This is a genomic window from Pelagibius sp., assembly GCF_965227505.1.
Taxonomy (GTDB): domain Bacteria; phylum Pseudomonadota; class Alphaproteobacteria; order Kiloniellales; family Kiloniellaceae; genus Pelagibius.
This window is the reverse complement of sequence record NZ_OZ245757.1, coordinates 584,058-607,006: the sequence shown is the minus strand read 5'-3', so window position 1 is coordinate 607,006 and position 22,949 is coordinate 584,058. Positions and strand designations below refer to the sequence as shown.

General features: G+C 66.2%; 24 protein-coding genes. 10 read left to right on the top strand and 14 right to left on the bottom strand.

Features of this window, described 5'->3' with window-relative positions; genetic code table 11:
• Positions 1-47: 47 nt before the first annotated feature.
• Both ACO06P_RS02875 and ACO06P_RS02870 read left to right on the top strand, forming a co-directional pair.
• On the top strand, positions 48-467 hold the full coding sequence (locus ACO06P_RS02875) for a hypothetical protein (RefSeq protein ID WP_420348509.1): 420 nt from the start codon (positions 48-50) through the stop codon (positions 465-467).
• A gap of 137 nt (positions 468-604) precedes the next feature.
• The gene (locus tag ACO06P_RS02870) at positions 605-1,018 is read left to right on the top strand and encodes a hypothetical protein (RefSeq protein WP_420348508.1); all 414 of its coding nucleotides are present in this window, start codon (positions 605-607) and stop codon (positions 1,016-1,018) included.
• A 201-nt stretch (positions 1,019-1,219) separates the two neighbouring features.
• Here the strand turns inward: ACO06P_RS02870 and ACO06P_RS02865 are convergent, their stop codons facing one another.
• Positions 1,220-1,390, bottom strand: coding sequence for a hypothetical protein (locus ACO06P_RS02865; protein WP_420348507.1), 171 nt, complete (start codon positions 1,388-1,390; stop codon positions 1,220-1,222).
• A 778-nt stretch (positions 1,391-2,168) separates the two neighbouring features.
• On the opposite strand from ACO06P_RS02865, the gene ACO06P_RS02860 reads away from it, so the two are divergent.
• Positions 2,169-3,473 (top strand): tetratricopeptide repeat protein, encoded by a 1,305-nt coding sequence (locus ACO06P_RS02860; protein ID WP_420348506.1) that lies wholly within the window; start codon positions 2,169-2,171, stop codon positions 3,471-3,473.
• A 115-nt stretch (positions 3,474-3,588) separates the two neighbouring features.
• On the opposite strand, the gene ACO06P_RS02855 is transcribed toward ACO06P_RS02860, so the two are convergent.
• Entirely contained in the window at positions 3,589-5,172 is a 1,584-nt protein-coding gene (locus tag ACO06P_RS02855) for a hypothetical protein (RefSeq protein ID WP_420348505.1), read from the bottom strand.
• Positions 5,173-5,436: 264 nt separating this feature from the next.
• Here ACO06P_RS02855 and cobU point away from each other — a divergent pair, with 264 nt between their 5' ends.
• The gene (gene cobU / locus ACO06P_RS02850) at positions 5,437-5,970 is read left to right on the top strand and encodes a bifunctional adenosylcobinamide kinase/adenosylcobinamide-phosphate guanylyltransferase (protein WP_420348504.1); all 534 of its coding nucleotides are present in this window, start codon (positions 5,437-5,439) and stop codon (positions 5,968-5,970) included.
• A 2-nt stretch (positions 5,971-5,972) separates the two neighbouring features.
• On the opposite strand, the gene cbiB is transcribed toward cobU, so the two are convergent.
• From cbiB to ppa, 5 genes are all read right to left on the bottom strand, one after another.
• Entirely contained in the window at positions 5,973-6,971 is a 999-nt protein-coding gene (gene cbiB / locus ACO06P_RS02845; protein ID WP_420348503.1) for an adenosylcobinamide-phosphate synthase CbiB, read from the bottom strand.
• A gap of 54 nt (positions 6,972-7,025) precedes the next feature.
• Entirely contained in the window at positions 7,026-7,487 is a 462-nt protein-coding gene (locus ACO06P_RS02840) for a hypothetical protein (protein ID WP_420348502.1), read from the bottom strand.
• Entirely contained in the window at positions 7,484-7,921 is a 438-nt protein-coding gene (locus ACO06P_RS02835) for a hypothetical protein (protein ID WP_420348501.1), read from the bottom strand. The genes ACO06P_RS02840 and ACO06P_RS02835 overlap by 4 nt, the downstream gene beginning before the upstream one ends.
• An 88-nt stretch (positions 7,922-8,009) precedes the next feature.
• Positions 8,010-9,044, bottom strand: coding sequence for a D-cysteine desulfhydrase (locus ACO06P_RS02830; RefSeq protein ID WP_420348500.1), 1,035 nt, complete (start codon positions 9,042-9,044; stop codon positions 8,010-8,012).
• Complete coding sequence (gene ppa / locus ACO06P_RS02825; RefSeq protein WP_299392230.1) at positions 9,041-9,583, bottom strand: inorganic diphosphatase; 543 nt, start codon at positions 9,581-9,583, stop codon at positions 9,041-9,043. The genes ACO06P_RS02830 and ppa overlap by 4 nt, the downstream gene beginning before the upstream one ends.
• Positions 9,584-10,004: 421 nt before the next feature.
• On the opposite strand from ppa, the gene ACO06P_RS02820 reads away from it, so the two are divergent.
• From ACO06P_RS02820 to ACO06P_RS02810, 3 genes are all read left to right on the top strand, one after another.
• Positions 10,005-12,218, top strand: coding sequence for a PAS-domain containing protein (locus tag ACO06P_RS02820; protein ID WP_420348499.1), 2,214 nt, complete (start codon positions 10,005-10,007; stop codon positions 12,216-12,218).
• 146 nt (positions 12,219-12,364) lie between these two features.
• Positions 12,365-12,892: a PAS domain-containing protein gene (locus ACO06P_RS02815; protein WP_420348498.1), complete on the top strand. Its 528-nt coding sequence runs from the start codon at positions 12,365-12,367 to the stop codon at positions 12,890-12,892.
• Between the two features lie 201 nt (positions 12,893-13,093).
• A complete protein-coding gene (locus tag ACO06P_RS02810) occupies positions 13,094-13,567 on the top strand; it encodes a bactofilin family protein (protein ID WP_420348497.1) in 474 nt (157 codons plus the stop codon).
• A gap of 17 nt (positions 13,568-13,584) precedes the next feature.
• On the opposite strand, the gene ACO06P_RS02805 is transcribed toward ACO06P_RS02810, so the two are convergent.
• The 3 genes from ACO06P_RS02805 to ACO06P_RS02795 form a co-directional block, all read right to left on the bottom strand.
• Complete coding sequence (locus tag ACO06P_RS02805; protein ID WP_420348496.1) at positions 13,585-14,523, bottom strand: fatty acid desaturase; 939 nt, start codon at positions 14,521-14,523, stop codon at positions 13,585-13,587.
• Positions 14,524-14,539: 16 nt separating this feature from the next.
• A complete protein-coding gene (gene fghA, locus ACO06P_RS02800) occupies positions 14,540-15,382 on the bottom strand; it encodes an S-formylglutathione hydrolase (protein ID WP_420348495.1) in 843 nt (280 codons plus the stop codon).
• A gap of 210 nt (positions 15,383-15,592) precedes the next feature.
• Positions 15,593-16,702 (bottom strand): S-(hydroxymethyl)glutathione dehydrogenase/class III alcohol dehydrogenase, encoded by a 1,110-nt coding sequence (locus ACO06P_RS02795; RefSeq protein ID WP_420348494.1) that lies wholly within the window; start codon positions 16,700-16,702, stop codon positions 15,593-15,595.
• A 200-nt stretch (positions 16,703-16,902) separates the two neighbouring features.
• Between ACO06P_RS02795 and ACO06P_RS02790 the strand changes: the two genes are divergently transcribed.
• The 3 genes from ACO06P_RS02790 to ACO06P_RS02780 all read left to right on the top strand — a co-directional run bounded on the left by ACO06P_RS02790 (position 16,903) and on the right by ACO06P_RS02780 (position 18,960).
• Positions 16,903-17,631: an aldolase gene (locus ACO06P_RS02790; protein WP_421938167.1), complete on the top strand. Its 729-nt coding sequence runs from the start codon at positions 16,903-16,905 to the stop codon at positions 17,629-17,631.
• Between the two features lie 16 nt (positions 17,632-17,647).
• Positions 17,648-18,028 carry a VOC family protein gene (locus ACO06P_RS02785; protein ID WP_420348492.1) on the top strand — a complete coding sequence of 127 codons (381 nt, stop codon included), beginning with the start codon at positions 17,648-17,650 and terminating at the stop codon, positions 18,026-18,028.
• 101 nt (positions 18,029-18,129) lie between these two features.
• Entirely contained in the window at positions 18,130-18,960 is an 831-nt protein-coding gene (locus tag ACO06P_RS02780) for an alpha/beta hydrolase (RefSeq protein ID WP_420348491.1), read from the top strand.
• A gap of 14 nt (positions 18,961-18,974) precedes the next feature.
• On the opposite strand, the gene ACO06P_RS02775 is transcribed toward ACO06P_RS02780, so the two are convergent.
• Genes ACO06P_RS02775 through ACO06P_RS02760 form a run of 4 tightly spaced genes read right to left on the bottom strand, consistent with a single transcriptional unit; the run spans position 18,975 to position 22,895 of the window.
• Positions 18,975-20,597, bottom strand: coding sequence for an NTP transferase domain-containing protein (locus tag ACO06P_RS02775; RefSeq protein ID WP_420348490.1), 1,623 nt, complete (start codon positions 20,595-20,597; stop codon positions 18,975-18,977).
• Complete coding sequence (locus ACO06P_RS02770; RefSeq protein ID WP_420348489.1) at positions 20,594-21,334, bottom strand: XdhC family protein; 741 nt, start codon at positions 21,332-21,334, stop codon at positions 20,594-20,596. Before ACO06P_RS02770 ends, ACO06P_RS02775 begins: the two co-directional genes overlap by 4 nt.
• On the bottom strand, positions 21,331-21,672 hold the full coding sequence (locus ACO06P_RS02765) for an XdhC family protein (protein WP_420348488.1): 342 nt from the start codon (positions 21,670-21,672) through the stop codon (positions 21,331-21,333). Before ACO06P_RS02765 ends, ACO06P_RS02770 begins: the two co-directional genes overlap by 4 nt.
• Positions 21,651-22,895 (bottom strand): vWA domain-containing protein, encoded by a 1,245-nt coding sequence (locus ACO06P_RS02760; RefSeq protein WP_420348487.1) that lies wholly within the window; start codon positions 22,893-22,895, stop codon positions 21,651-21,653. Before ACO06P_RS02760 ends, ACO06P_RS02765 begins: the two co-directional genes overlap by 22 nt.
• Positions 22,896-22,949 lie beyond the last annotated feature (54 nt).

The following is a 22,949-nucleotide window of genomic DNA, read 5'->3' as shown; positions in this document are numbered from 1 at the left end:
GCGCCTAGGCTTCGGCCATGCGCAGCCTCCGGCAGATCTTTGTCTTCTTGCTCACAGTGCTTCTCTGTGACGGCGCTTATCCGGCGTTTGCAGCCGAGGGTCATCTGCCGGTCGGCCCGGAGCGCGCGCAGCTGCGCGGGGCGCCCCCGGCACCATCCCTGCCGCGCCGGCCGGTGAACCCGCGGCAGGGCTCCCACCTGCTGCTTGAGGACGATCGTCGGCTCGACCGCTTCGACCTGGATTATGGCCTGACCGAGCTCTGCCGCCTCGGCCGCTTTCGGCAGAAGCGCGATCGTTTCCTGATCGTGCGCCTGGGCGGGTATACCCACGGGGCGGTGGTCGGCGGCCATTGGGCGCTCTACGACCCGGAAGGCCTGGCCGTGCCCGATCTGGTCTATGCGGTGCGGGGCCAGGATACGGCCCGCTGCCGGGTCTATGTCATCCGTCATCTCGAACCAGGACTGTAGTCCGCCGGCGGTCCGTTTTCGCCACTCTGCGGGGGTCGTTCTGCAAGCCTGCGGGCCCGCCGGTCTGCGATTAACGGCTTCCTAAGCTACTCAATTCATACTGTTTTCTTGTCGATCTCCAACCAGCGCGAGACGTTATGGCCAGCACCGAGATGACGCTGCAACGCCTGAAAAGCGGGTTTCCGGTCCGTTTCGATCACCCGCGGCTGATGCTCGCCCTGGCGATCGTTGCCTGTGGCGTCACCGCCTACGCCTTGCAGGCCAGCAGCCGCAGCGGTCCGGCCTCCGACCCTGCAGGTCCGGGCTTTGCGCAATGGTTGCAGATCCGCGGATTTTCGGGATCTGTCGAGGCCGGGGGGGATGCGGCGCCCGGCACCTCTGGGGTTGCCGCGGCGGCACCCTGGCAGCAGCAGCAGATTTGCGGCCGTATGCAGGAAATCGTCGAGGCGGCCTGCAGCTTTGAAAGCGCGGACCGCGACTCAGAGGTCTACTGGGGCTGCGTCTCCCGCGAACTGAAATACACCCTCTGGGGCGCTTACGGCTGCAGTTGATCTGTCCGGTGGTGGAGGAAAAGGGTGGTTCGCCGGCCGCCGCGCACCACGAAACCAAGACACCCAGAAACGAAGGGCCGCCTCTCGGCGGCCCTTTGTATGAGGAGTCCCGCGGTTGGGGGGATTAGGGATGTCCTCGCTTGGCGTAGCCGGCGCGGCGTCGCTGATGGCCGCGGGCCGGCGCCGGTCTAGTGTGCCGGGCTAGTGCAATGTACCCGCTTGGGTGACCGCGTCGCTGCGGTAAGCCAGACCGTGAGAGGTGGCCATGAAGGCACGCTCCTGATGCTGGCGATGGAGCGCCGTCAATTCGCGCCCCAGGCTCTGAAACAGAGTGGCCTTCCAGGAATGAAGACGGCTCGACCTGCTGGCCATACGGGGCCGCTGCCCAACGCCCTCGACGCCCTTTCCAGCGGGCATCTCTGCCCGACCGCCACCCCGGTCCCTTTTTGTCGTTGTTTGCATTGTCATGAACTACTCCCGTTCGCACCACCGGGAACAACTCCCGCATCGCAGAAACGCCAGACTAAGTAACGAAGGTTAAATGAAGGTAAATCCCCCCGCCATTTCGTAAAGAATGGGCGCGCGAACACAGTCTTGTCACAGCTTGGATCAAGTTGTGATCAATATTCGCCGGAATTTTAGATAAAGGTGTTCAGAAGCGGCCGGCAATCCACCGGCGGCTGACTTGGAAGGCCGAGCGGCCGGCTGCGGCCAACGTGGCTTGCGCTGGGCCCTTCCTGCGGCACTTGGGGTCGTCCCGGCACGCTCTCGCCGGGCAGCCCGGCGAACCTCAGGAGGCGATGGGCGCCTCGATCAGGCTCGAGAGGCCCCAAAGGGCGAAGTATGTGAAGAGAATAAGGCGTAAAAGCATCTTGCTTTGGGTCCTATCGACTACTTGTCAACAAGCCTAGGGTCCCACAAAGCCATTAAGAATGAGTTTTGCCACAAAGCATTTCAAATGGCCGATCTTCTGCTGCCCCGCGGTCAGAGCGGTTCTCTCAAATGTTTTGAATGCCTTAGCCTTCCTTTAAGCACCTGAATCTAGACTTGTCGCTGGTTTCTTTTTTGGTCGAACAGGAGAGGGGCGACCGGCCCGCGGCCCGTTTTCGGGAGCCGTCGGCCACGCTGCCCCGCGATGCGGAGAACCGGGATGACACAAGGATCAACAGGCCGCCCGATGCTGCGGATGCTTGCCGTGCTCGGGCTCGCAGGCCTTGTTGTCGGCTGCGCGAGCACCGACGGCGGACCTGCCTACGCGCCGGCCGGGTTTGGCAAGGACGATGCCAGCAGGGCGGAGCGTCTCGTGCGCTACTGCGATCGCCTGGCCGAGGAGGGCAAGTACCTGACGGCCCTGGGCCTCTGTGCGCGCGCTCACGAGATCGACCCGCAGAACCCCGAAACGATGATGCGCATCGCCGGGCTGCTGCAGACGCTGGACCGCGACGATGCGGCGGCGCAGACCTATACGGCGCTGCTGGCCCAGCATCCTGGACATCAGGAGGCCCTCTACAGCCTCGGCAAGGTCTACATGGACTCCGGCGAGGTCGGCATGGCGTCCATCCAGTTCAACAGGGCGATGGTGAGCAATCCTGAGGATCCGCGCCCCTACAACGCTCTTGGAATCATTCGCGATCAGGCGGGCGAGCACCAGGCGGCGCAGGAGCTCTACCGCCTGGCGCTCGAGCGTAATCCCCGCTACCTCTCGGCGCGCAACAACCTGGGCCTTTCGCTGGCCCTGAACGGTCAGCGTGATGAAGCCATTGAGGTGCTGGCCGAGGCTGCGGTGGAGCCGGGCGTCGACGAGACCGTCTTGCGGAACCTCGAAGCCGCCTATGCCTCAACGGCTATGGCCGTGCCGCTGCCGGGCTCCGCTCCGGCGGGGCTGCCGCCGGCTCCAGGGGCGCCGGCCGAACCGCCGCAGGCGATTGTGCCGTCACCGAAGCCGGTGATTGTCGACGCGCTTGAGGGCCATGGCAGCGAGCCCGCCAAGGGCGGCGGTAAGCCGCCGGCCATTCCGGAGCAACCCATTCCCCTGCTGGTTCCCAGCACCGCCGGTGAGACGGAGCAGACCAGCGCAGGCTCGCCTGACACCCAAGGCACGGCAGGCCCGGCGGAAGACGACGGACCGTTCTCTGTGATCGCCGATGCGGTCGCTCGCTTGCTGGAGCCGCCGGCCTGGGCGGACTTCGAGCCAGGCTCGCTGCTGGCGGAGCTGCCGCCGGCAGCCCCCAAGCCGCCCGCACCGCCATTGCCCGTCGCACCGGCTGAGCCGGCAGTACTTGAGCCGACAGTCCTTGAAGAGGCGGTTTTTGAAGAGGCCGCTCTTGAGGAGGCGGAGCCCGTGCTGGCATCCGCGTCTGCTGGCGAGGACTTCAGCGCCGTCCAGCCGTCACCGAAGTCGGATCCCTATTATCTGTCCCTGTTGGTTCTGCGGAGCAGCCAGGCCAGCGGCTGACGGGACAGGTCCTGGAGCACGAAAGCCCCGGTCGCACAGGCGCCCGGGGCTTTCTTTTGCGGTTTTCCTCGTCCGGGCTGCCGAGCCTGGGCAAGCCGGCCCGGTTCCGCGGGGCTCAGCGCTGGCAGGTGATCTCCTCGAAACCGTCGCAGAGGAACTTGTCGCAGATTGCGCCGCTGCCGATGAAGACAGTGGGATAGAGCGCGCCGATGTTTTCCTCGCGGGCCCAGCGTGCCGCGCTGCTGAAGCCCTTGTCCTGACACCAGGCATTGGCGGCCGGGTCGCCGCAGCCACGGTCGCCGTCGACACAGAAGTTGAGCCGATAGACCTGATGCACCGGGAAGCGGAAGGTCTCTTCCGGTGCTGTCGTGGGCGTACGCGGGGCCGGCGGCACGGCCGGTGCCGGCTGGACCTGCGGCTGCGGGACCGGCTGGAGGGCCTGCTGCGGGGGCTGCTGGGGCGTCTGCTGGGGTGCCTGCTGGGGTGCCTGACTGGGGGCGCCCGGCGGTGCGGGCTGCAGACCGCTGCCGGGTGGCTGGGCAAGGGGCGGCTGGGCAAGGGGCTGCTGTGCCTGCCGCGGGGCTGCTTGCGCCGGAGCGGCCGGGGTTTGTGCCGCCTGGGGCGGCGCCGGTTGCAGACCGCCGCCAGACGCCGGGGCCGCAGGCTGCGATCCCGGTGACGGGGCGGGAGAAGCTTGGATGGAAGCGGCCGGGCTGCTGGGCGCCAGGCCGCCGCTGGCCGCCGTCGCCGGCGCTGCGGACGCAACCTCCGGGGCCTCAAGATAAGGGTCCAGCGGTCCGCGCTGGTAGCGGATGAGCACCGATTGGGCCCGCCGATCGAAGTCGTAGTCTTTCAGCTTGTGCCGGGCGGGGCGGCCGTCCTGCTGGCTGGTCAGGGTGATGGAAGCGCCGCTGCAGCCGGGGCCGGCGAAGATGGTCGCCGTGAAGCGGTGGTCGGCTCCCTGATAGCGGGGGTTGAAGTTCTCGGGGAAGAGGGCGACTGCCTCGCTCAGCCGCACAAAACGGGGGGCATCGGCGCCGGCGCCATGGCTGTTGGCCGCCTGCGCAAGGTCTATGCAGGCCTGGCGCTGCGGCGGGTTGGGCACCGGGACGAAGAGACGGTTGAAGTAGCTCTGTTCATCGGAGCGCTCGCAGGCGCGGTTGTAGTAGCTCCTCCGCTCCAGCAGCAGAAAGCCCGGTGGCGGACCGAGATCCCGGCGAAAGGCGATGAGCGACGAGTAATCGTCATCCTGCATCTCAGCTGCTTCGTAGGGCTGGTCGCCGGCCACGGCGCGGGGCGGCTCAAAGTCTGCGGTCCTGCCGAGCCACCAGGCCTGCGGGTTCTCCCGCGTTCCCAGGTTCGGGCCGCAAACGTCGTCGCGGCTGGCGAAGTAGGGTCGCTGGAAGAAGACGACACCAAGCCCCGCGTCTACCCTCATCGAGGCGATCTTTCCGTTGAGTTCGTCGCCGACAAAGGGAATTGCCTGAAAGGGAGCATCGGGTGCGAGGGTCAGGGTCTTCGGCGATCCGCTGAAGCCCGGCGCGGTGAAGAATGTCGCGCTGGCTGCTCCGGCTGCGGTTTCCTGTGCGGCGGCGACCCCGGATCCCAGGCAGGACAGCGCGACCGCCGCCAGGCAGCACTCCTTCAGCCTGGCCCGTCTGCCGGGCCCATTTGATCTTCCTGTACCAAAAACTCTCATCCAACGACCCCCAACTTCGGCGGTTTCACTACCGTGGTCCGCCATGTCTCTGACTGCTCTCTCTTTGACTGTACTCAGCGACTGTACTCAGCCCGACGCCTTCCTTTGTGGGAGCGCGCAGGTCCTGCCGCTTCTCATCCCGCCGCCGTTGATCGTGTCGCTGCGGCGGGCTGCAGAATGCCGCATTTGGGCTGTCTCTCTGCGCGGCCTCCCACTAAGTTCGTGGCCAGCACTTTCGCGAATCCCAGCCACTGCTTCAAGACTATGACCTCTCTTCTTCTTCCGCCAGTGACACTGGTGCTTGGGGGCGCGCGATCGGGCAAGTCGCGCTATGCCGAGAACCTCGTCGAAAGCCGGCCCGGGCCGTGGGTCTACCTGGCAACGGCAACGGCGGGCGATGCGGAAATGGCCGCCCGCATCGCCGAGCACCAGCGCCGCCGGGGCGGGAACTGGCAGACCCGTGAAGCGCCGCTGGATCTCGTCGCCGCCCTGAGAGCCGCGGCCAAGCCCGAATCCACTGTCTTGGTCGACTGCCTTACTTTGTGGCTTTCCAATATCTTGCTGGCTGATCTTGATGTGCATGATGAATGTGAGAAACTGGTCGCCGCGCTTGCGGAACTGGACGGTCCGGTGGTCTTCGTCTCCAACGAGGTCGGCCTCGGCATCGTGCCCGAGAATGCCCTGGCCAGGCGGTTTCGTGATGCGGCGGGCCGGCTCAACCAGGCCATGGCCGCTGCCGCACAGTCGGTGGTCTTCGTGGCCGCCGGCCTGCCGCTTGTTATGAAGGCCCCTGCGTAAGGTCAGGCCAGGACGAGCGCTGCAATGACGGCGCCGAAAAGGAGGGCGCCGGCGGTCAGGTAGACGTCGAGGACGCGGCCCAGGTCGTCGGGCGTCAGGTCGCGGCGGCCGTCGCCCATCCAGTGGTCCTCCACCGTCTGCCCGCCGTAGAGGCGCGGGCCGGCCAGGGCGATGCCGAGAGCGCCGGCCAGGGCAGCCTCCTGCCAGCCGGCATTGGGCGAGCGGTGGCGCGGGGCATCGCGCCGCATCGTGCGCCAGGCCGCTGCGGCACGCGCGCGCGGCAGGATCAGCGCCGCGGCGACAATAAGCAGACCGGCGAGGCGCGCGGGCACAAGGTTCACCGCATCGTCCAGTTTGGCCGAGGCCTTGCCGAAGGCCTCATAGCGGGCGTTGCGGTGGCCGATCATGCTGTCCAGGGTGTTGATGGCCTTGTAGGCCAGCAGCCCGGGCAGACCGAGCAGCAGGAACCAGAACACCGGTGCCACAAAGCCATCGGAGAAGTTCTCCGCCGCCGACTCCGCCGCGGCGCGGGCCACAGCCGCCTGATCGAGGCTTTCGGGGTCGCGGCCGACGATGTGGGCAACCGCTTCCCGGCCTGCAGTCAGGCTCTCCGTCAGTCCCGCCGCCACCGCGCGGACGGCATCGTAAAGCCCGCGGAAAGCCAGCAAACTGCTGGCCAGCGCGGCCTCCAGGACCCAGCCGAACGGGATTCCCGTCAGAAGGCCGTGGATTGCCGCCGCCAGGGCCCCGAAGGCGCCGGTGACGAAGACCGCGCAGACTGCACCCAGAAGGATGCGGCGGTTGCGGGGCAAGGTCTGCCGGTTGAGCAGCCGGTCCAGCATGTCGATCACGCGGCCGATGAGCACCACCGGGTGGGGCAGCAGGCGGTAGAGCCAACGCGGATCGCCTGTGATGAGATCGATCACCATCGCCAGCAGGAGGACGGCAAGGACAGGCGCGGCGCTGACGTCCGGTCCGCTGATCAAAAAATCCCAAAGCACGGCGCTATCTTTGCACTGCCGTGCTGACGGACGCCATCGCGCATTTCAGGGGAGTCAGCCAGCCCTGGCGTCTCCGGAGACTTCGGTCTGAGATGCGGTCTGGCCCTGAAGACGCAGGTGCGCCGCCAGGATTTCCCGCAGCAGGGTCCCAAGAGGCATCCGGTTCCTGTTGCGGTCGTTGAACTGGGCCAGATCGTTTTCGGTCAGGCCATCCGAGACAACGGCTTCGATCAGGGCGGCGCAGAAAGCGTTGCCGCTCAGGGCCGGCGGCACCGAAAGGAAGCTGGAGATGAAGGCCTCGTAGGGAAAGTCGCTGTCGCCTCCGGACACCGAAAGCCGGCAATAGGCCTCCGCAGCGGGGCGACCTTCCGGGTTCCGGCGCAGGTCTTCGAGAACGGCCGCAAGGCCGCCGCTTCTTGTTGCTGTGGTGGACCGGGTTTCGCCCGGCGCTGTGCAGCCTGTCAGGATGAGGGAGGTGCCGAGAACGAGAATCAGAATGGCGGCGAGGCGGTTCATGGTGTGCGGCCTTCTGACAAGGGGGCGGTCGGCAAGCCGTTGTGCAGAAAGTAGACGACCCGCAACAGGCGCCCGATCGCATAGGATTCTGCCTGTTCGTCTCTTGGATCGATGATCGGATCGAGGTCACCGGGTTCCAGAACCCCTTGTTCCGTCGCCGCTACAAGGGTGTTGCAGAAGACCGGCAGGGCTGTGGGCTCGGAAACCTCAAGAAAGGTTGAAAGCACCTCGCGCATGGAGTGCGCATCGTCGCCCTCTATCATGGCAACGAAGCACTTGGCGCTTGCCTCGGCGGGCGTCAACGTGCCTGCGCGCAAGTCTTCGAACACGCGTCTGAGCTCTTCCTCGACCAGGGGGGCATTGGCGGCATAGGCCGGTGCACTCGCGGCGGACAGGATAAATCCCACAGCGGCGAGTAGGTGTCGAAAAGCCATCTGGTCCCGTTTTGCATCGCGGTTGACAGGCGTGGGACGCTAGCAGAGTTCGCTTTTTGATGGAATGCTTCTCAGCTCTCCGCAGCTTCTAGTTCTCCAGCGCCTCACGGTATGGGAAGAGCGCGGGCATACCGCCGGTATGGAGGAAGACCACCGTCTCGTCGGCACCGAAACCGCCGGCCTGAATCAGCCCGATCAGGCCGGCCATGGCCTTGCCGCTGTAGACCGGATCCAGCAGCAGGCCCTCCAGGCGCGCGGTGCGCAGAACCGCTTCGCGCATTTCATCGGTGGGCAGGCCGTAGGCCGCCCCGGCGTGGCCCGGCTGCAGGATGACCTTGGCATCCGGAAAGCTGCCCGGCAGGGCCAGTTGCGACCAGACCTCGCCGGCCAGTCGGCGGACCTCCGCGGCGACGGCGTCCGGGTTCGCGTCGACATCGATCCCGATGACCCTGACGTCCGGGGCGAGGGCTGCGAGGCCGGCGGTGAGCCCCGCCTGGGTGCCGCCGCTGGAGCAGGCATGGACCACGGCGGCGACCGTCTCGCCAGCTTCGGCAAGCTGAGAGGCCAGTTCGATAGCGGCGGCGACGTAGCCCAGCGCCCCGACAGCGTTGGAGCCGCCGGTGGGGATGAGGTAGGGCTTGCGCCCGGTCCGCCGCAGGCTTTCGGCAAGGCTCTCCATGGCTGCGACCCGGTCGGTGCCGCCGTCGTGGAGATGCACATTCGCCCCGAACAGCCGGTCCAGCTGGATGTTGCCGCTCAGCTCGTAGTCGGGCGCGCCCCAGGGCACGACGCGTGTCAGGACCAGTTCGCAGGCCAGGCCCAGCCTGGCCGCCGCGGCCGCCGTCTGGCGCACATGGTTCGACTGGATGCCGCCGGTGGTGATCACCGTATCGGCGCCCTGGCCGCGCGCCTGGGCCATCAGGAACTCCAGTTTCCGGGTCTTGTTGCCGCCGAGACCCAGGCCCGTGCAGTCGTCCCGCTTGACCAGGATCTTCGGCCCGCCAAGCGCCGCCGAGAGGCGCTCCAGCCGCTCCAGAGGCGTGGGCAGATGGGCGAGGGTGATCCGCGGCTGCGCGGCGAGGCGATCCTGCATGTCCTCGCCGAGCCCAGCAGCGGGCCTCATGACGCCGCGCGCTCGCCTTTCGCCCGGGCAATGGACTCCACGATGAGTTTGCTGGCCTCGTCGGCCTCGCCCCAGCGCTTGATCGTCACCCACTTGTCCTTTTCCAGGTCCTTGTAGTGACCGAAGAAGTGCGCGATCTGGTCGAGCAGGATCTGTGGCAGGCCACGGTAGGACGAGACGTTGGCGTAGAAGGGGTGCAGATCGTCAACGGGAACGGAGAGGAATTTCTCGTCCTCGCCGGCCTCGTCCTCCATGATCAGCACCCCGATGGGGCGTACCCGCACCACAGCGCCGGGAATCACCGGCACGCTGTTGACCACCAGAATGTCCACCGGATCGCCGTCGTTGGCCAGCGTGTGGGGCACGAAACCGTAGTTCAACGGATAGTGCATCGCTGTATGGAGAAAGCGGTCCACGAAGATCGCGCCGGAATCCTTGTCCATCTCGTATTTCACCGGATCGCTGCCCATCGGGACCTCGATGATCGCGTTAACGTCCCAGGGCGGGTTCTGGCCCACCGGGATCTTGCTGATGTCCAAAGCTTTCTCCTTTCCCCACAGGAAATTTGCCCCATTTTTGCCCTGCAGCAGGCAGGGGGGCCTTTACCAATTGTTAACGCCGTCCCCCTATTAATAAACTGTTAGGATGAGACTCCATAAGGTCGCAAGAAACAATCATAACTATCAGAATTCGTTTGGTATTGAGTCCTTTGTCCGGTGCGATGCCAGGTCTGGATTCCCAATCCGGGGCCTGATGGGGGAGGCGACGATGCGGACCAAGGATACTTCGAACAGTCATTGCGTGCACCCGCTGGCCGATCAGGCGTATGGGAAGCGCCAACGGGGCGGTGCCGCCACGGGACGGTGGCACGCACGGCCGTGAAGCGTATGGTCGGGAAGCCTGTGGCCGGAAGGCCCGATAATCCAATAAGTTGTCCGATAAGTTGCAATGCGAACTGAGATGAGCTGGACCGAGACCACAAAGCGCCCCCTTCTGTCGCGCTGGCCCGCCGCCTTCATCGCGGCGGTTCTGATCGGCACGACGGCGCTTGTTCTCTATGTCGAGGCCAGCATTTCGCAGCTGAAGCAGGTGCTGCCGGTGGAGGTGCTGCGTCAGGAACGCGACGTCGTCTTCATCATCGACGATCTGGTCTATCTCCAGGACGCAATCCGCCAGGCCCGCGACCTGCCGGGCGCCGAGGGCCGACAGATCATTCTCGATCGCATCGAACTGGTGGAGCGGCGGATCGAGGGGCTGAACGAGTCCTACGAGTTCAGCAGCCAGATCGGTATCGCATCGATGTACGCCACCCTGAAGCCGGTCGCCACCGACCTGAAACTCTGGCTGACGGACGGGGTGCAGGGGCTTGCGCCGGATTCCGAGGTGGTGCTCGAACTGGCCCTGGAGCGGGTCGGCGCCGCCCGGGTCGAGATCGCCAAGCTCTTCGGCGAGGCGAACAGCAACGCGCTCGCCATCCTCCAGGCGGAGGCGGCCAATCTGGAGCGCTTCCGCGGCGCGCTGATCCTGGTGGTGATCGTCATCGCCTCGCTGACGGTGGTACTGGTCGCCTTCATCTTCCGGGAACGCCGCTCCGAACTGGCCGCCGCTGCGGCACAGCAGCGCCTGCGGGAATCCATTGAGTCCCTGGCCGGCGGCTTTGCGCTCTTCGACGCCAGCGAGCGCCTCGTCCTGTGCAACCGGCGTTACGGCGATCTCTATGCCGGTGCACGGGATCTTCTGGTCCCGGGCATGCGCTTTGAGGAGATCGTGACCGCCGCGGCGGGCGCAGGGAACTTCCCGCAGGCCGGCGATCGTGCGGACCTCTGGGTGGAAGAGCACCTGCAGCGCTTCCGCAACCCGGGCCCGCCCTTCGAGATCGAGCTGCGCGACGGGGCGTGGTTCAGGGTGGCCGAGCGGCGGACTGCCGACGGCGGCTTCGTGGTGATCAGCACCAACATCACCGAACTGCGGCGCCGGGAATCAGAGCTGCGCAGCATCGGCGAGGAACTGCGTCACAAGAACGTCCTTCTGGACGCGGCCCTGGACAACATGGTTCAGGGCTTGGCCATGTACGACGTCAACCAGCGCCTGATCATCTGCAATCAGCGCTTCCTCGATCTCTACAGCCTGCCGGCGAGCATGGGCCAGCCGGGCACCGATCTCGTGGAGATCCTGGACTACACCGCTCAGCTTGAAGGGCTGACCAAGGACCAGGCCAGCATCATGCGGCAGCGCCGGATGGCGGCGGCGGCCAGTGCGCAGGAGACCAAGCTGCAGGACTTCCTGTCCAACGGCCGGGTGATCAACGTGCTGCATCGGCCGATGCCCGGCGGCGGCACCCTGGCGACCTATGACGATGTGACCGGCAGTTACAGCGCCGAGCGTCAGCTGCGCAGCGCGAAGGAAGAGGCGGAGTTGGCCAGCCGGGCCAAGTCCGACTTCCTGGCCAACGTCAGTCATGAACTGCGGACGCCCTTGAACGCGATCATCGGCTTCTCCGAGATCATCAAGGACCAGCTCTTCGGCCCCATGGGCAACCAGCGCTACCGCGAGTACGCCATCGACATCCACGACAGCGGCACGCACCTGTTGAGCCTCATTAACGATATCCTGGACCTTTCGAAGATCGAGGCCGGCAAGTTCGAACTCCACGAAGAGCCCATCGACCTGGAGGCGGCGACCAAGGCGTCGTTCCGGATCATGCGCGACCGTGCCGAAGAGGCCGGCGTCGTGCTGATTCTGGACTTCCCCGCGCAGCTGCCCCGCCTGCGGGCCGATCCGCGCGCCGTCAAGCAGATCCTCCTCAACCTGCTCTCTAACGCGGTGAAGTTCACCGATGCGGGCGGACAGGTTTCGGTCGAAGCGCGGATGCTGGGGTCCGGCGGACTGCGCGTCCAGGTGAAGGATACCGGCATCGGCATCGCCGAAGAGGATATCGCCAAGGCCATGGCGCCCTTCGGCCAGGTGGACTCCTCCCTCAGCCGCAAGTACGAGGGCACCGGCCTCGGGCTGCCGCTGACCCGCCGGCTGGTCGACCTCCACGGTGGCTGCCTGACCCTGGCGAGCAAGGCCGGGCAGGGCACCTCCGTCACCATCGACTTCCCGGACACCCGGGTCTGCACCGAGGATCTGGATTTCGACGACACGCCGCGGATCGTCGGCAAGTCCGCATAACAGACAGGAAGCCGCAGGGCGTGCCCTTGGAGGGCTGCCTGCGGGTTGCAGCCTGGCCCCCTGCGCCGGTGGCGCACAAAACACTCGCCTTTGCCACAAGATGTAGTGTATCCTCCTCCCAACGGGGGTATATGAGGGGTGCGGTCGTGGGGGAGGCCTTTGATCCGGCATTTCTTCCGGACATAAAGCTTCGACAGCTTTATGCCTATTGGGAAAGCCTCGGCGGTGCGGAGCGCCTGCCGTCGCGGCGTGATATTGATCCCGTTGAGATACCCACGCTTCTGCCGAACATCTTCTTGATCGATGTGGTCGGGGACGCTGAAGACTTCGTATTCCGCCTCGCCGGAACTCTGGTGGAGGATGCCTTCTCGATGCCGCTGAAGGGAAAGTCCATCGCGGAGATCCAGAAGCGTGCCGGGACACCCATCCCGGTGGCCCACCACATCGAAGTTGCCCGTGGCGGCGGGCCGCGCTACCGCGAAGGCAAGATGCTGGTCCCCGGACGGGAGCACTGGGAGATCAAGCGCCTGCTGCTGCCTTTGGCCAGTGACGGTGTGACCATTGACGTCTTGATGGGGGCTGCCGTCTTCCGGCTCGGCGGCAAGGAGAGCGACCACCCGCCTGAGCCGCTCAGCCATCTGCGCCAGCCGGACCGGGTTTCCTACGGCGGATAGGCGACGGGCCGGAACAGCGGCCCGTCTTCACCGGCCCGTCTTCACTGGCTTGTCGTCACGGCGAAACCGCGGTTTCGCGGCGCCCGGTTTTTTCCCCAGACGCACACCTTGTCAGCCCGCCCGGGCTGTGCTTGCCTAAGGCCATAACGATAACCGGTTCGCCCGACACTGCGGCGGCCAACACGGGAGAACGTGGCGGCAATGGCCAAGACATTTCAACCGCGCCGGCCGGCTGTGCCGGTGGATGTACCTCCGGGCCTGCGACCCGCTTCCGGAGTTCTGGGGATCGCGAAGCCCGACCCGGCGCCTCAGCAGCCTTCCGCGGATCCGCAGGGCGATGGGACGCTTATGGTCGGCGCCGGCATTTTCGTGAAGGGTGAGATCGAGTCCTGTCAGACGCTCACGGTCGAGGGCCGCGTCGAAGCGTCGTTGGAAGCCTCGGCACTGAAAGTCCGCAAGGGCGGGGTCTTCAAGGGCAAGGCATCGGTCGAAACCGCCACGGTGGCGGGCGAGGTCGAGGGTGACCTCACGGTCCGCGGGCTCCTGACTATCGAGCCTCAAGGGCGGGTCAGCGGTACCATCCGCTATGCCGAGATCTCCATTCGCCCCGGCGGTCAGATCCGCGGCGATGTCGGCTTGATCCCGGCGTTGGTCGCAGACGAAGACGTCGCCTAAACGGCGGTTTGGAGCGCTCAGGGCCGGTGTGACCGGGCGCCGGCGCCCGCGCGTCCGCCCAGTAAAGCCGGCAGGATCTCTGCGTTGACGGCGCCATAACCCTTACCGCGCACGGCGATCTCCGGCGCCAGCAGCAGGTCTGCCGCCGGCAAGGCGTGAAACGGCAGTGCCGGATAGGCATGGTGCGCAGTGTGCCGGTTCATGTTCCAGCAGAGCCAGCGCAGCGCGCGATGGGTTTCTGTCGTTCGGGAGTTCCGGAGCATATCGGCTGTCTGCGGACAGCCGCTGTGTTCGGCGAGCAGAAAGAGCCGCAGGAATGGCTGCCCGAGGACCATGGGCAGAACCCAGAGCATCAGCAGAAGAGGGGACTGCGCCCAAAGACTGCCGGCCAGCAAAGCGCCGTAGAGTCCGCAGTGCCAGCGCGCTTCGCGCACGGTTGCCGGGCGTTGGCGCGGCGGGACGAAACCTTCGTCCACCCTGCCGCCGGCGTGCCGCAGCAAGGTCCCCAAGCGCTCGCGCCAGTAGGATGCACCGGACACATGCAGCAGGTATCCGGCGATGCTCGAGATCGGCGGGCCCGCCAGTTCCGGGTCGCGAAGCGGATCCTGCGTGAAGCGGTGATGCTCGAAATGGAAGGCGCGGAAGTAGCCGGCTGGCAGAAGCAGCAGAAAGCCGCAGGCCGCGGCCACGGCATCGTTCAGCCGCCGGCTGGCGAAGGCAGTCCGGTGGATGGCTTCGTGCAGCGGTGCGAAGAGAAACACCAGCACGATGCCGTGAACGAGAGCCGCCGCTGCGAAGGCAACAGGGCCTGAAGCGAGAAGAACCAAACCGCCCGTGACCGCGAGCAGCCCGAGATGTCCCGTCGCCTGGGCCAGCCCCTTGGCATCGCTGCGCACCGCCAGAGCCTTCAGGGCCTGCTTGTCGATCGTGTCGTTGCGATAGACGTCCTCTTCCATCGCCGGGCAGCTGTCCCTAGCAGAGGACCTTCGCGTGGTGGCGGAGATGATCCTCCACGAAGGTCTGGATGAAGTAGTAGCTGTGATCGTAGTCCGGCTGCATGCGGAACTCAAAGTGCTGACCGGCCTCCTCGCAGGCCGCCACCAGCAGGTCCGGCTTCAGCTGCTCGGCGAGGAAGGGATCTTCCGCGCCCTGGTCGATGAAAATCTGCGCGTCCGAAGGCTGCTTGCGGATCAACGCGCAGCTGTCGTAGTCCGCCCAAGCCTCCCGGTCGGGGCCGAGATAGCCGGTGAAGGCTTTCTGACCCCAGGGGCATTCGCTGGGCGCGCAGACCGGTGCGAAGGCCGAGACGGAGCGGTAGACCCCTGGGTTCTTCAGGTGGATGGTGATGGCCCCGTGCCCGCCCATGGAGTGGCCGAAAATCCCCTGATGGCCCATGTCCGCGGGAAAGTGTTCGGCAATCAGGGCCGGAAGCTCTTGCGTGATATAGGAGTACATCTTGTAGCGGCTCGACCAGGGCGCTTCGGTGGCGTCGACGTAGAATCCCGCGCCGCTGCCGAAGTCATAGTCGTCGTCCTCGCCGGGAAAGCCGCAGTTGCGCGGCGAGGTGTCGGGCATCAGCAGCATCAGGCCCAGTTCCGCGGCCACCCGCTGGGCGCCCGCCTTGGCGGTGAAGTTCTCTTCCGTGCAGGTCAGGCCGGAGAGGTAGGTGACCAAAGGAACCTTGGCGCCGCCCTTGGCTTGAGGCGGCTGATAGACGGCAAAGTTCATCGGGCCACCGCAGAGCGCGGACCCGTGGCTGTAGAACCCCTGGGTTCCTTCGAAACAACGCTGCTGGCTGACGACTGAAAGATCCATATCTGCCCCAAGTGTTATCGCGCGGAACGGCTTGGCCGCCCTGCTGTTCCCCCGCCGCCCGACGATCAGGCTGCAACCGCAGGCCTCTCAACCCGGCCTCGGCGACTCCACCTATGATATCGCCTTTGGCGGTTGCGCCATAGAGATGTAGCCTAGCAACCCTGCGGCGAGACCTGTCGGCGAAGACCGCTGTGTTGGTCCGGATACGGCCTAGTAGACGACGACGCTGCGGATCGACTTGCCCTCGTGCATCAGGTCGAAGGCCTGGTTGATGTCGTCCAGCGGCATGGTGTGGGTGATCAGGTCGTCGATGTTGATCTTGCCGTCCATGTACCAGTCGACGATCTGCGGCACGTCGCTGCGCCCGCGCGCACCGCCGAAGGCCGTGCCCTTCCAGACCCGGCCGGTGACCAGCTGGAAGGGGCGGGTGGCGATCTCCTGGCCGGCGCCGGCGACCCCGATGATGACCGAGACGCCCCAGCCCTTGTGGCAGCACTCCAGGGCCTGGCGCATGGTGTTCACGTTGCCGATGCACTCGAAGCTGTAGTCGGCGCCACCGCCGGTCAGTTCCACCAAGTGTGCGACCAGGTCTCCTCCGACTTCCTTGGGGTTCACGAAGTCGGTCATGCCGAACTGTTCGCCCAGCGCTTTGCGGGCCGGATTCAGGTCGACCCCGACGATGCGGTTGGCGCCGACCATGCGGGCGCCCTGAATGACGTTGAGACCGATACCGCCGAGACCGAAGACAACGACGTTGGAGCCCGGCTCCACCTTCGCCGTGTTGATGACGGCGCCCACCCCGGTGGTCACGCCGCAGCCGATGTAGCAGATCTTGTCAAAGGGGGCGTCCTCGCGCACCTTGGCGAGCGCGATCTCCGGCAGCACCGTGAAATTGGCGAAGGTCGAGCAGCCCATGTAGTGGAGCACCGGCTTGCCGTCGAGGGAGAAACGGCTGGTCCCGTCCGGCATCAGCCCCTGGCCCTGGGTGGTCCGGATCGCCTGGCAGAGGTTCGTCTTGGGGTTCAGGCAGTAGTCGCACTGGCGGCACTCCGGCGTGTAGAGCGGAATGACGTGATCGCCCTTCTTGAGGGAGGTGACGCCGGGCCCGGTATCCACGACGACGCCCGCGCCCTCGTGGCCCAGAATGGCGGGGAACAGGCCTTCCGGATCCTCGCCGGACAGTGTGAAGGCATCGGTATGGCAGATCCCGGTGGCCTTGACCTCGACCAGGACTTCGCCCTCCCTCGGCCCGTCAAGCTGAACCGTTTCAATCGACAGAGGCTTGCCCGCTTCCAGGGCAACCGCAGCGCGCACGTCCATCTTTTGTCGTCTCCCCCCAAGAGTGCTATGAGGAATGTTATTGGAATCGAAGGCTTTCCCGGCAGTCTAGGACGACAGCCGCGTATTCGCTATACCTGAAGAACGACGGCGGCGGCCCGCGACGAAGTCTGGCCGCAGAGTGGAGAGGCCAGGTGGAGAGGCTAGGCGGAGAGCCCAAGTGGAAGAGAAGGAAGATGCTCATGGATGACTCTCTGCGCCAGGCGCGGATTGACCTTGCGGCGGCCCTGCGGCTGGCGGCGCGCTTTGCGCTCAACGAGGGCATCTGCAACCACTTCAGCTACGCGCCGCCGGAACGTCCCGGCTGCTTCCTGGTGAATCCCTTCGGCCTGCACTGGTCGCAGATGACCGCCAGCGACCTGCTGCTGGTCGACAACGACGGGAAGGTGCTGGAGGGCGAGCGCGAACTGGAAACCACTGCCTTCTGCATTCACTCGCGCATCCACATGCGTCATCCGCGCGCCGCCTGCGTGCTGCACACACACATGCCCTATGCCACCACGCTGACGTCGCTTGAGGACACGCCGCTGGAGCCGATCAGCCAGAACGCGCTGCGCTATTACAACGATGTGGCCTACGACCAGAGCTACAACGGTCTTGCCGGCGATGTGGAGGAGGGCGACCGCATGGCCGCGGCGATGGGCGGGAAACGGGTGCTGTTCCTGGCCAACCACGGCGTCGTGGTGGTCGGCGACAACATCCCCAAGGCCTTCGAGGATCTCTACTACCTGGAGCGGGCCTGCCAGCTGCAGGTGCTGGCGCACTCCACCGGGCGGCCCCTGAAGCGGGTGACCGACAACATCGCCGCCACCACTTTCACCAAGCCCGAGGCCGCCCAGCATTACGCCGAGGCGCACTTCGAGGCGCTGAAACGCCTCCTGGATGCCGAGGACGCCAGCTACCTGAATTGAGGCCGGAGCGAACCCGATGCACAAGAGCCGCCTTGCCGCCATCGTGCTGGACTGCCGCAGCGACGACTACGAGCGCGACGCGGACTTCTGGTCGGCGGCCCTGGGCCTGGATCTGAAGCCGCTTCCCGAGGGTCAGGACCCGCGCTACCGCGACCTCGACACGCCGGCGGGCGAGGCGAAGATCCTGCTGCAGCAGGTCGACCACCCAAGCCGGGCCCATCTGGACATCGAAACCGACGACGTCGAGGCGGAGGTCAGGCGCCTGGAGAACCTGGGCGCCAAGAGGGTGGCCCGGGTCCGCACCTGGTGGGTGATGGAAGCGCCGAGCGGACACCGGTTCTGCGTGGTCAATCCCCAGAGGCCGGATTTCCCAGGAAATGCAAAGGCTTGGCCATAGCAGTCGTTCCGGGAAGAGTTAGTATTCTTCAATGCTTTGCCGCTAACCTCCTGGCACGACGACGACCTTACGAGGGATCGGAGCAGGCATTGGAATCCACGGTGAAAGGCTTCTTTATGCAGCTTTTGTGGGGCGCGCTGATCGCCTACTTCATAATCCTGGTGATCATGTTCCTGGCCCAGCGCAGCCTGATGTACCCGGCCGGCAGGGACATGCCGCGGCTGGCGGACCATGCGTTGCCCGGCATGCAGGCGATCGAGACGGAGCCGGAGGCGGGTCTCAGACTCACGCACTGGTTCCATCCGCCGGCCTCTCAAGACCAGCCCGTGATCCTGTATTTTCATGGCAATGCCGGCCATCGCGGCGACCGTGTTCCCAAAATGCGGCCACTGATCGATGCCGGCTTCGGCCTTCTCATCACCGGCTATCGCGGCTACGGCGGCAACCCCGGCAGCCCGAGCGAGGCAGGCCTGCGCGCCGATGCCCGCTCGGTGCACGACTGGTTGCTGGAGGCGGGTTATGACAGCGGCCAGATCGTCATCTTCGGGGAATCGCTTGGCACCGCCGTTTCCGTCGCGCTCGCCAGCGAGCGGCCGCCGGCGGCGCTGATACTGGAAGCGCCGCCCAGTTCCATCGCCGACGTGGCCGCCGCCCACTACTGGTATCTGCCGGTCAGGCTGCTGATCCGCGACCCCTGGGACTCCCTGGCGCGCATCGGCTCGATTTCGGTGCCGCTCTTCCTGATGCACGGCGAGCGCGACCATGTCGTGCCGGTCCGCTTCGGGCGCAAGCTCTACGAGGCGGCCAACGAGCCCAAGCAGGCGATCTTCCATGACAACGCCATGCACACGGACCTGTTGGACTACCGCGACGTGGTGGAGGCGGTGATCGCTTTTATCCGTGACAAGACGGTGATGAAAATTCAGCCTTAAAAGGTCGGCTTCACCTAGCCGCTCAGCGCCTGCAGCGCTTCGGGCGTATCGATGTCAACCAGCACCGCATCGTCGTCCATCGGTACCTCGCAGACCACCTCCGCATGCTCGCCGATCAAGGCGCGGGCGCCGACGTCTCCGGCGACCTCCTGCATTTCGGCAAAGAAGCGCCGGGCGAAGAGAACGGGGTTGCCGCGTTTGCCCTGCCAGGTCGGCACGCAGATGGCGCGTCCTTCCAGCGGGTTAAAGGCGGCCATCAGGCGGTCGACGATCTGCGGCGAGACCCGGGGCATGTCGCCGAGGCAGACAAGCACGCCGTCGATGTCTTCCGGGAGAGCGGCAAGGCCGCGGTGCAGGGAGGAGGCGAGGCCGCTGGCATAGTCCGGGTTGTGCGCCAGGGTGAAGCGCCCCTCGGGCAGCGCCGCCTCGACGGCCGCATAGTCGTGGCCGGTGACCACGGCCAGGGGCCCGGCCTGGGAGGCCAGCAGGCACTCTGCCACATGGGCGACCATGGGCTTGCCGTCCACCGGCAGCAGCAGTTTGTTGTCCTTTCCCATGCGGCGCGACTGGCCGGCCGCAAGCATGAGCGCCCCAATTCGCGGCGCCCGTGGCGGCCCGGCTTCCGTCTCCACGGCCTCGGCGCGGGGCAGGGGACGGCTGGCGATCTCCTTCAAGAGACCGCCGGCGCCCATGCGCATGATGTCCTCGGGCGTGGTTTCGATGCCGGCGACGAGGCGCTGCAGGACCCAGTCGAAGCCGTTCAGCTTGGGCGAGCGGGCGCAGCCCGGCAGCCCGATTACGGCGCAGTTGCGCAGGTTGCCGACCATCATCAGGTTTCCGGGATCGACCGGCATGCCGAAGTGATCCACTTCGCCCCCGGCGGCGGAGAGACCGGCGGGCAGCACGTCGCGACGGTCGACGATGGCCGAGGCCCCGGACATCAGGACGATTTCGCAGCCGTCCTGCTCCAGCCGGATCAGCTGCTCGGCCACGGCCGCTTCCGTATGCGCGCAGCGGCGCTCGACAGCTGGTTCGCAGTCCAGCATCGCCAGGCGCTGGTTGGCCACGTCTCGCGTCTTATCCAGCAGCTTTTCCTTGGTGCCGGACAGGCTGGTTTGGATCAGTCCGACCTTGCGCGGCTGCAGCGGCGCGATGCGGATCATCGGGCCCTGACTGCAGGCGACGGCGAGGCAGGCCTCCAGAACGTGCCGGGTGATGGCGAAGGGAATGATCTTGATGGTCGCCGCCATCTGCCGGGGGTCGACCAGATCGTAAGGAGGCAGGGTGGCCAGGGTGACCGACTCGTCGACCAGGTTCAGGGCGTCGATGCGCGCGCGCTCAGCCACCAGCACGCCCCGGGATTGGACCATCAGGTTGCAGCGGCCCGTGAAACTGGCGCTGGCGGTCAGACCCTCGCCGCAGACGGCCCCGGCCAGGGCGGAGGCCGCCTCGTCTTCGTGAATTTCGTTGGCTTCGAGTTGGGCCGCGACGACCCGATGCACCTGGGCTTCGCGCAGGCTTGTGACATCGCCTTCAGAGAGACGGCGCCCCTTCTTGAAGGCAATGCCCGGCGCCTTGATCGAGTGGGCCAGGATCGCGCCGACGGCGTCGTCGACGGACAGGTCGCCGAAGATCATTGTGCCGCCACGGCGCCGGGGTCCGGCGGGACGGCGCGCACCAGGGGCGGCGCCCCGTGCAGTGCCTGGGTCATCTGGGCGAGAATGGCGATGGAGATCTCCGACGGGCTCTTGGCGCCGATTGGCAGACCGATGGGGCCGTGGATGCGTGCCAGGACGCTTTCCCCCATGCCGGCCTCACGCAGGCGGTCCAGGCGCTTGCCATGTGTTTTCTTGCTGCCAAGCGCACCGATGTAGAACGCCGTCGAGGCAAGCGCCACGCCGAGGGCCGGGTCGTCCAGCTTGGGGTCATGAGTCAGGACCACCACAGCGCTGCGATGGTCCGGATCGAGGCTGCGCAGGGCCTCGTCCGGCCAGCCGTCCACCAGGGTCACGTCCGGAAAGCGCTCGGCATTGGCCCAGGCCTTGCGAGGATCGACCACCAGAACCTCGTAGCCCGCGAGCTGCGCCATAGGGACAAGCGCCTGGCTGATGTGGACCGCGCCGACCACGATCAGGCGCAGCGGCGGATTGTGGACATGGACGAAGAGGTTTTCGTCGGCCGCCAGCGGTCCGCTGCGGTCGGCCTGGATGGCCTCTTCGACTGCCGCACGCAGGTCGTCCGAAAGCGCCAGGTCGCCGTGATGGATGCCGGCGATCATCAGGGCCTGCCGGCCGTCGCTGAGATCGGTGACCAGCGCCGTCGGCCGCTTCTCCGCCCGGGCGGTCTGCAGGGCTTCCAGGAGGGCGCGCTTCATTCGAGGGCCTCGACGAAGACGCGGATGGTCCCGCCGCAGGCCAGGCCCACTTCCCAGGCCTGCTCGTCGGAAACCCCGAACTCCAGCAGTTTGGGCGGAGCCCCGGCCATGATCTGCTGCGCTTCGTGGACGACGGCGCCTTCGATGCAGCCGCCGGAAACCGAGCCTTGCAGCCGCAGTTCATCGTCAACGATCAACTGGCTGCCGACCGGCCGCGGGGAGGAACCCCAGGTGGAGACGACGGTAGCCAGCGCCACCGTGTGTCCCTCTTCGCGCCAGCGCAGCGCCTCTGCGAGAAGGTCTTCGCTGCGCGGTGTCAGGCTTGCTTGCTCTGCCATGAGGTCAATCCTTCTTCGCGGCGCTGGGGCGCATGGCTGAGCACCGCGGAGAGCTCGCTGAGGCTCTCGAGGTTATGGATGGTGCGGAAATCGTCGACATGATCGATCATTGCCTTTGCCCCCATAGATCTTGGCTCGTAGGCCTCGTAGCGCAAGAGCGGATTGAGCCAAATGAGGCGGCGGCAGGACTTGTGCAGGCGTTCGATCTCGCCGGAAAGCCCCTCCGCATTGTCGCGGTCCAGCCCGTCCGAGATCAGCAGCACCACCGCCCCCTGACCCAGGACGCGCCGCGCCCAGGTGACGTTGAAGTCGTGGAGACAGGCGCCGATCCGCGTGCCGCCCGACCAGTCGACGACGGATTCCGAGACCTTCTCGACGGCCACGTCCACGTCCTTGTGGCGCAGGTGGCGGGTGATGTTGGTCAGTCGCGTGCCGAAGACAAAGCTGTGGACGCGATCGCGGTCGTTGGTGACGGCGTGCATGAAGTGCAGCAGCATGCGCGAATAGCGGCTCATGGAGCCGGAGATGTCGCAAAGCACCACCAGGGGCGGGTGGCGCCGGCGCTCCCGCTTCCAGCGCAGCGGAATGGTGTCGCCACCGCTGCGCAGACCGGCGCGCATGGTGGCGCGCAGGTCGGCCCGCTGTCCCTGCTGCGCCGGCTGATAGCGGCGGGTCGGCACCTCCATGATCGGCAGGCGCATCGCCTGGATCGCGCGCTTGGCCTCCGCCAGTTCCTCGGCGGACATCTTCTCGAAATCGATCTCCTGCAGCACCTCCTTGTCGGAGAAGGTCATCACTGCGTCGATTTCCGTCTGCTCTTCTTCCTCGCGCGGCAGGCCGTCATCGCGGTCCTTCGGCCGCAGCACATCGGTCAGGCGTCTGCTGAGTTCATCCGCGTTGTCCGGCTGCTGGCCCGCCATGGGGGTGATGTCCGGCAGCAGCAGGCTCATCACCCGCTCCAGGATCTGCGGGTTGCGCCAGAAGACATGGAAGGCCTGATCGAAAAGCTCCTGCTGGTCGCGGCGGTTCACGAAGACCGCATGGAGCGTCCAGTAGAAGTCCTCGCGCCGGGAGAGTCCGACGGTGGTCGCCGCTTCGATGGCGTCCAGGACCTTGCCCGGGCCCACCGGCAAGCCGGCGGCCCGCAGCGTGCGGGCGAAATAGAGGATGTTATCGGCCAGGCGGCCGCTCTCCCGTCCCGGCTGAGGCTCCGTTGTCTCCATGGCCGCAGACTAGCCGATCAGGCGGGGGCCGCCTAGCGGCACGATGGTCCTGGC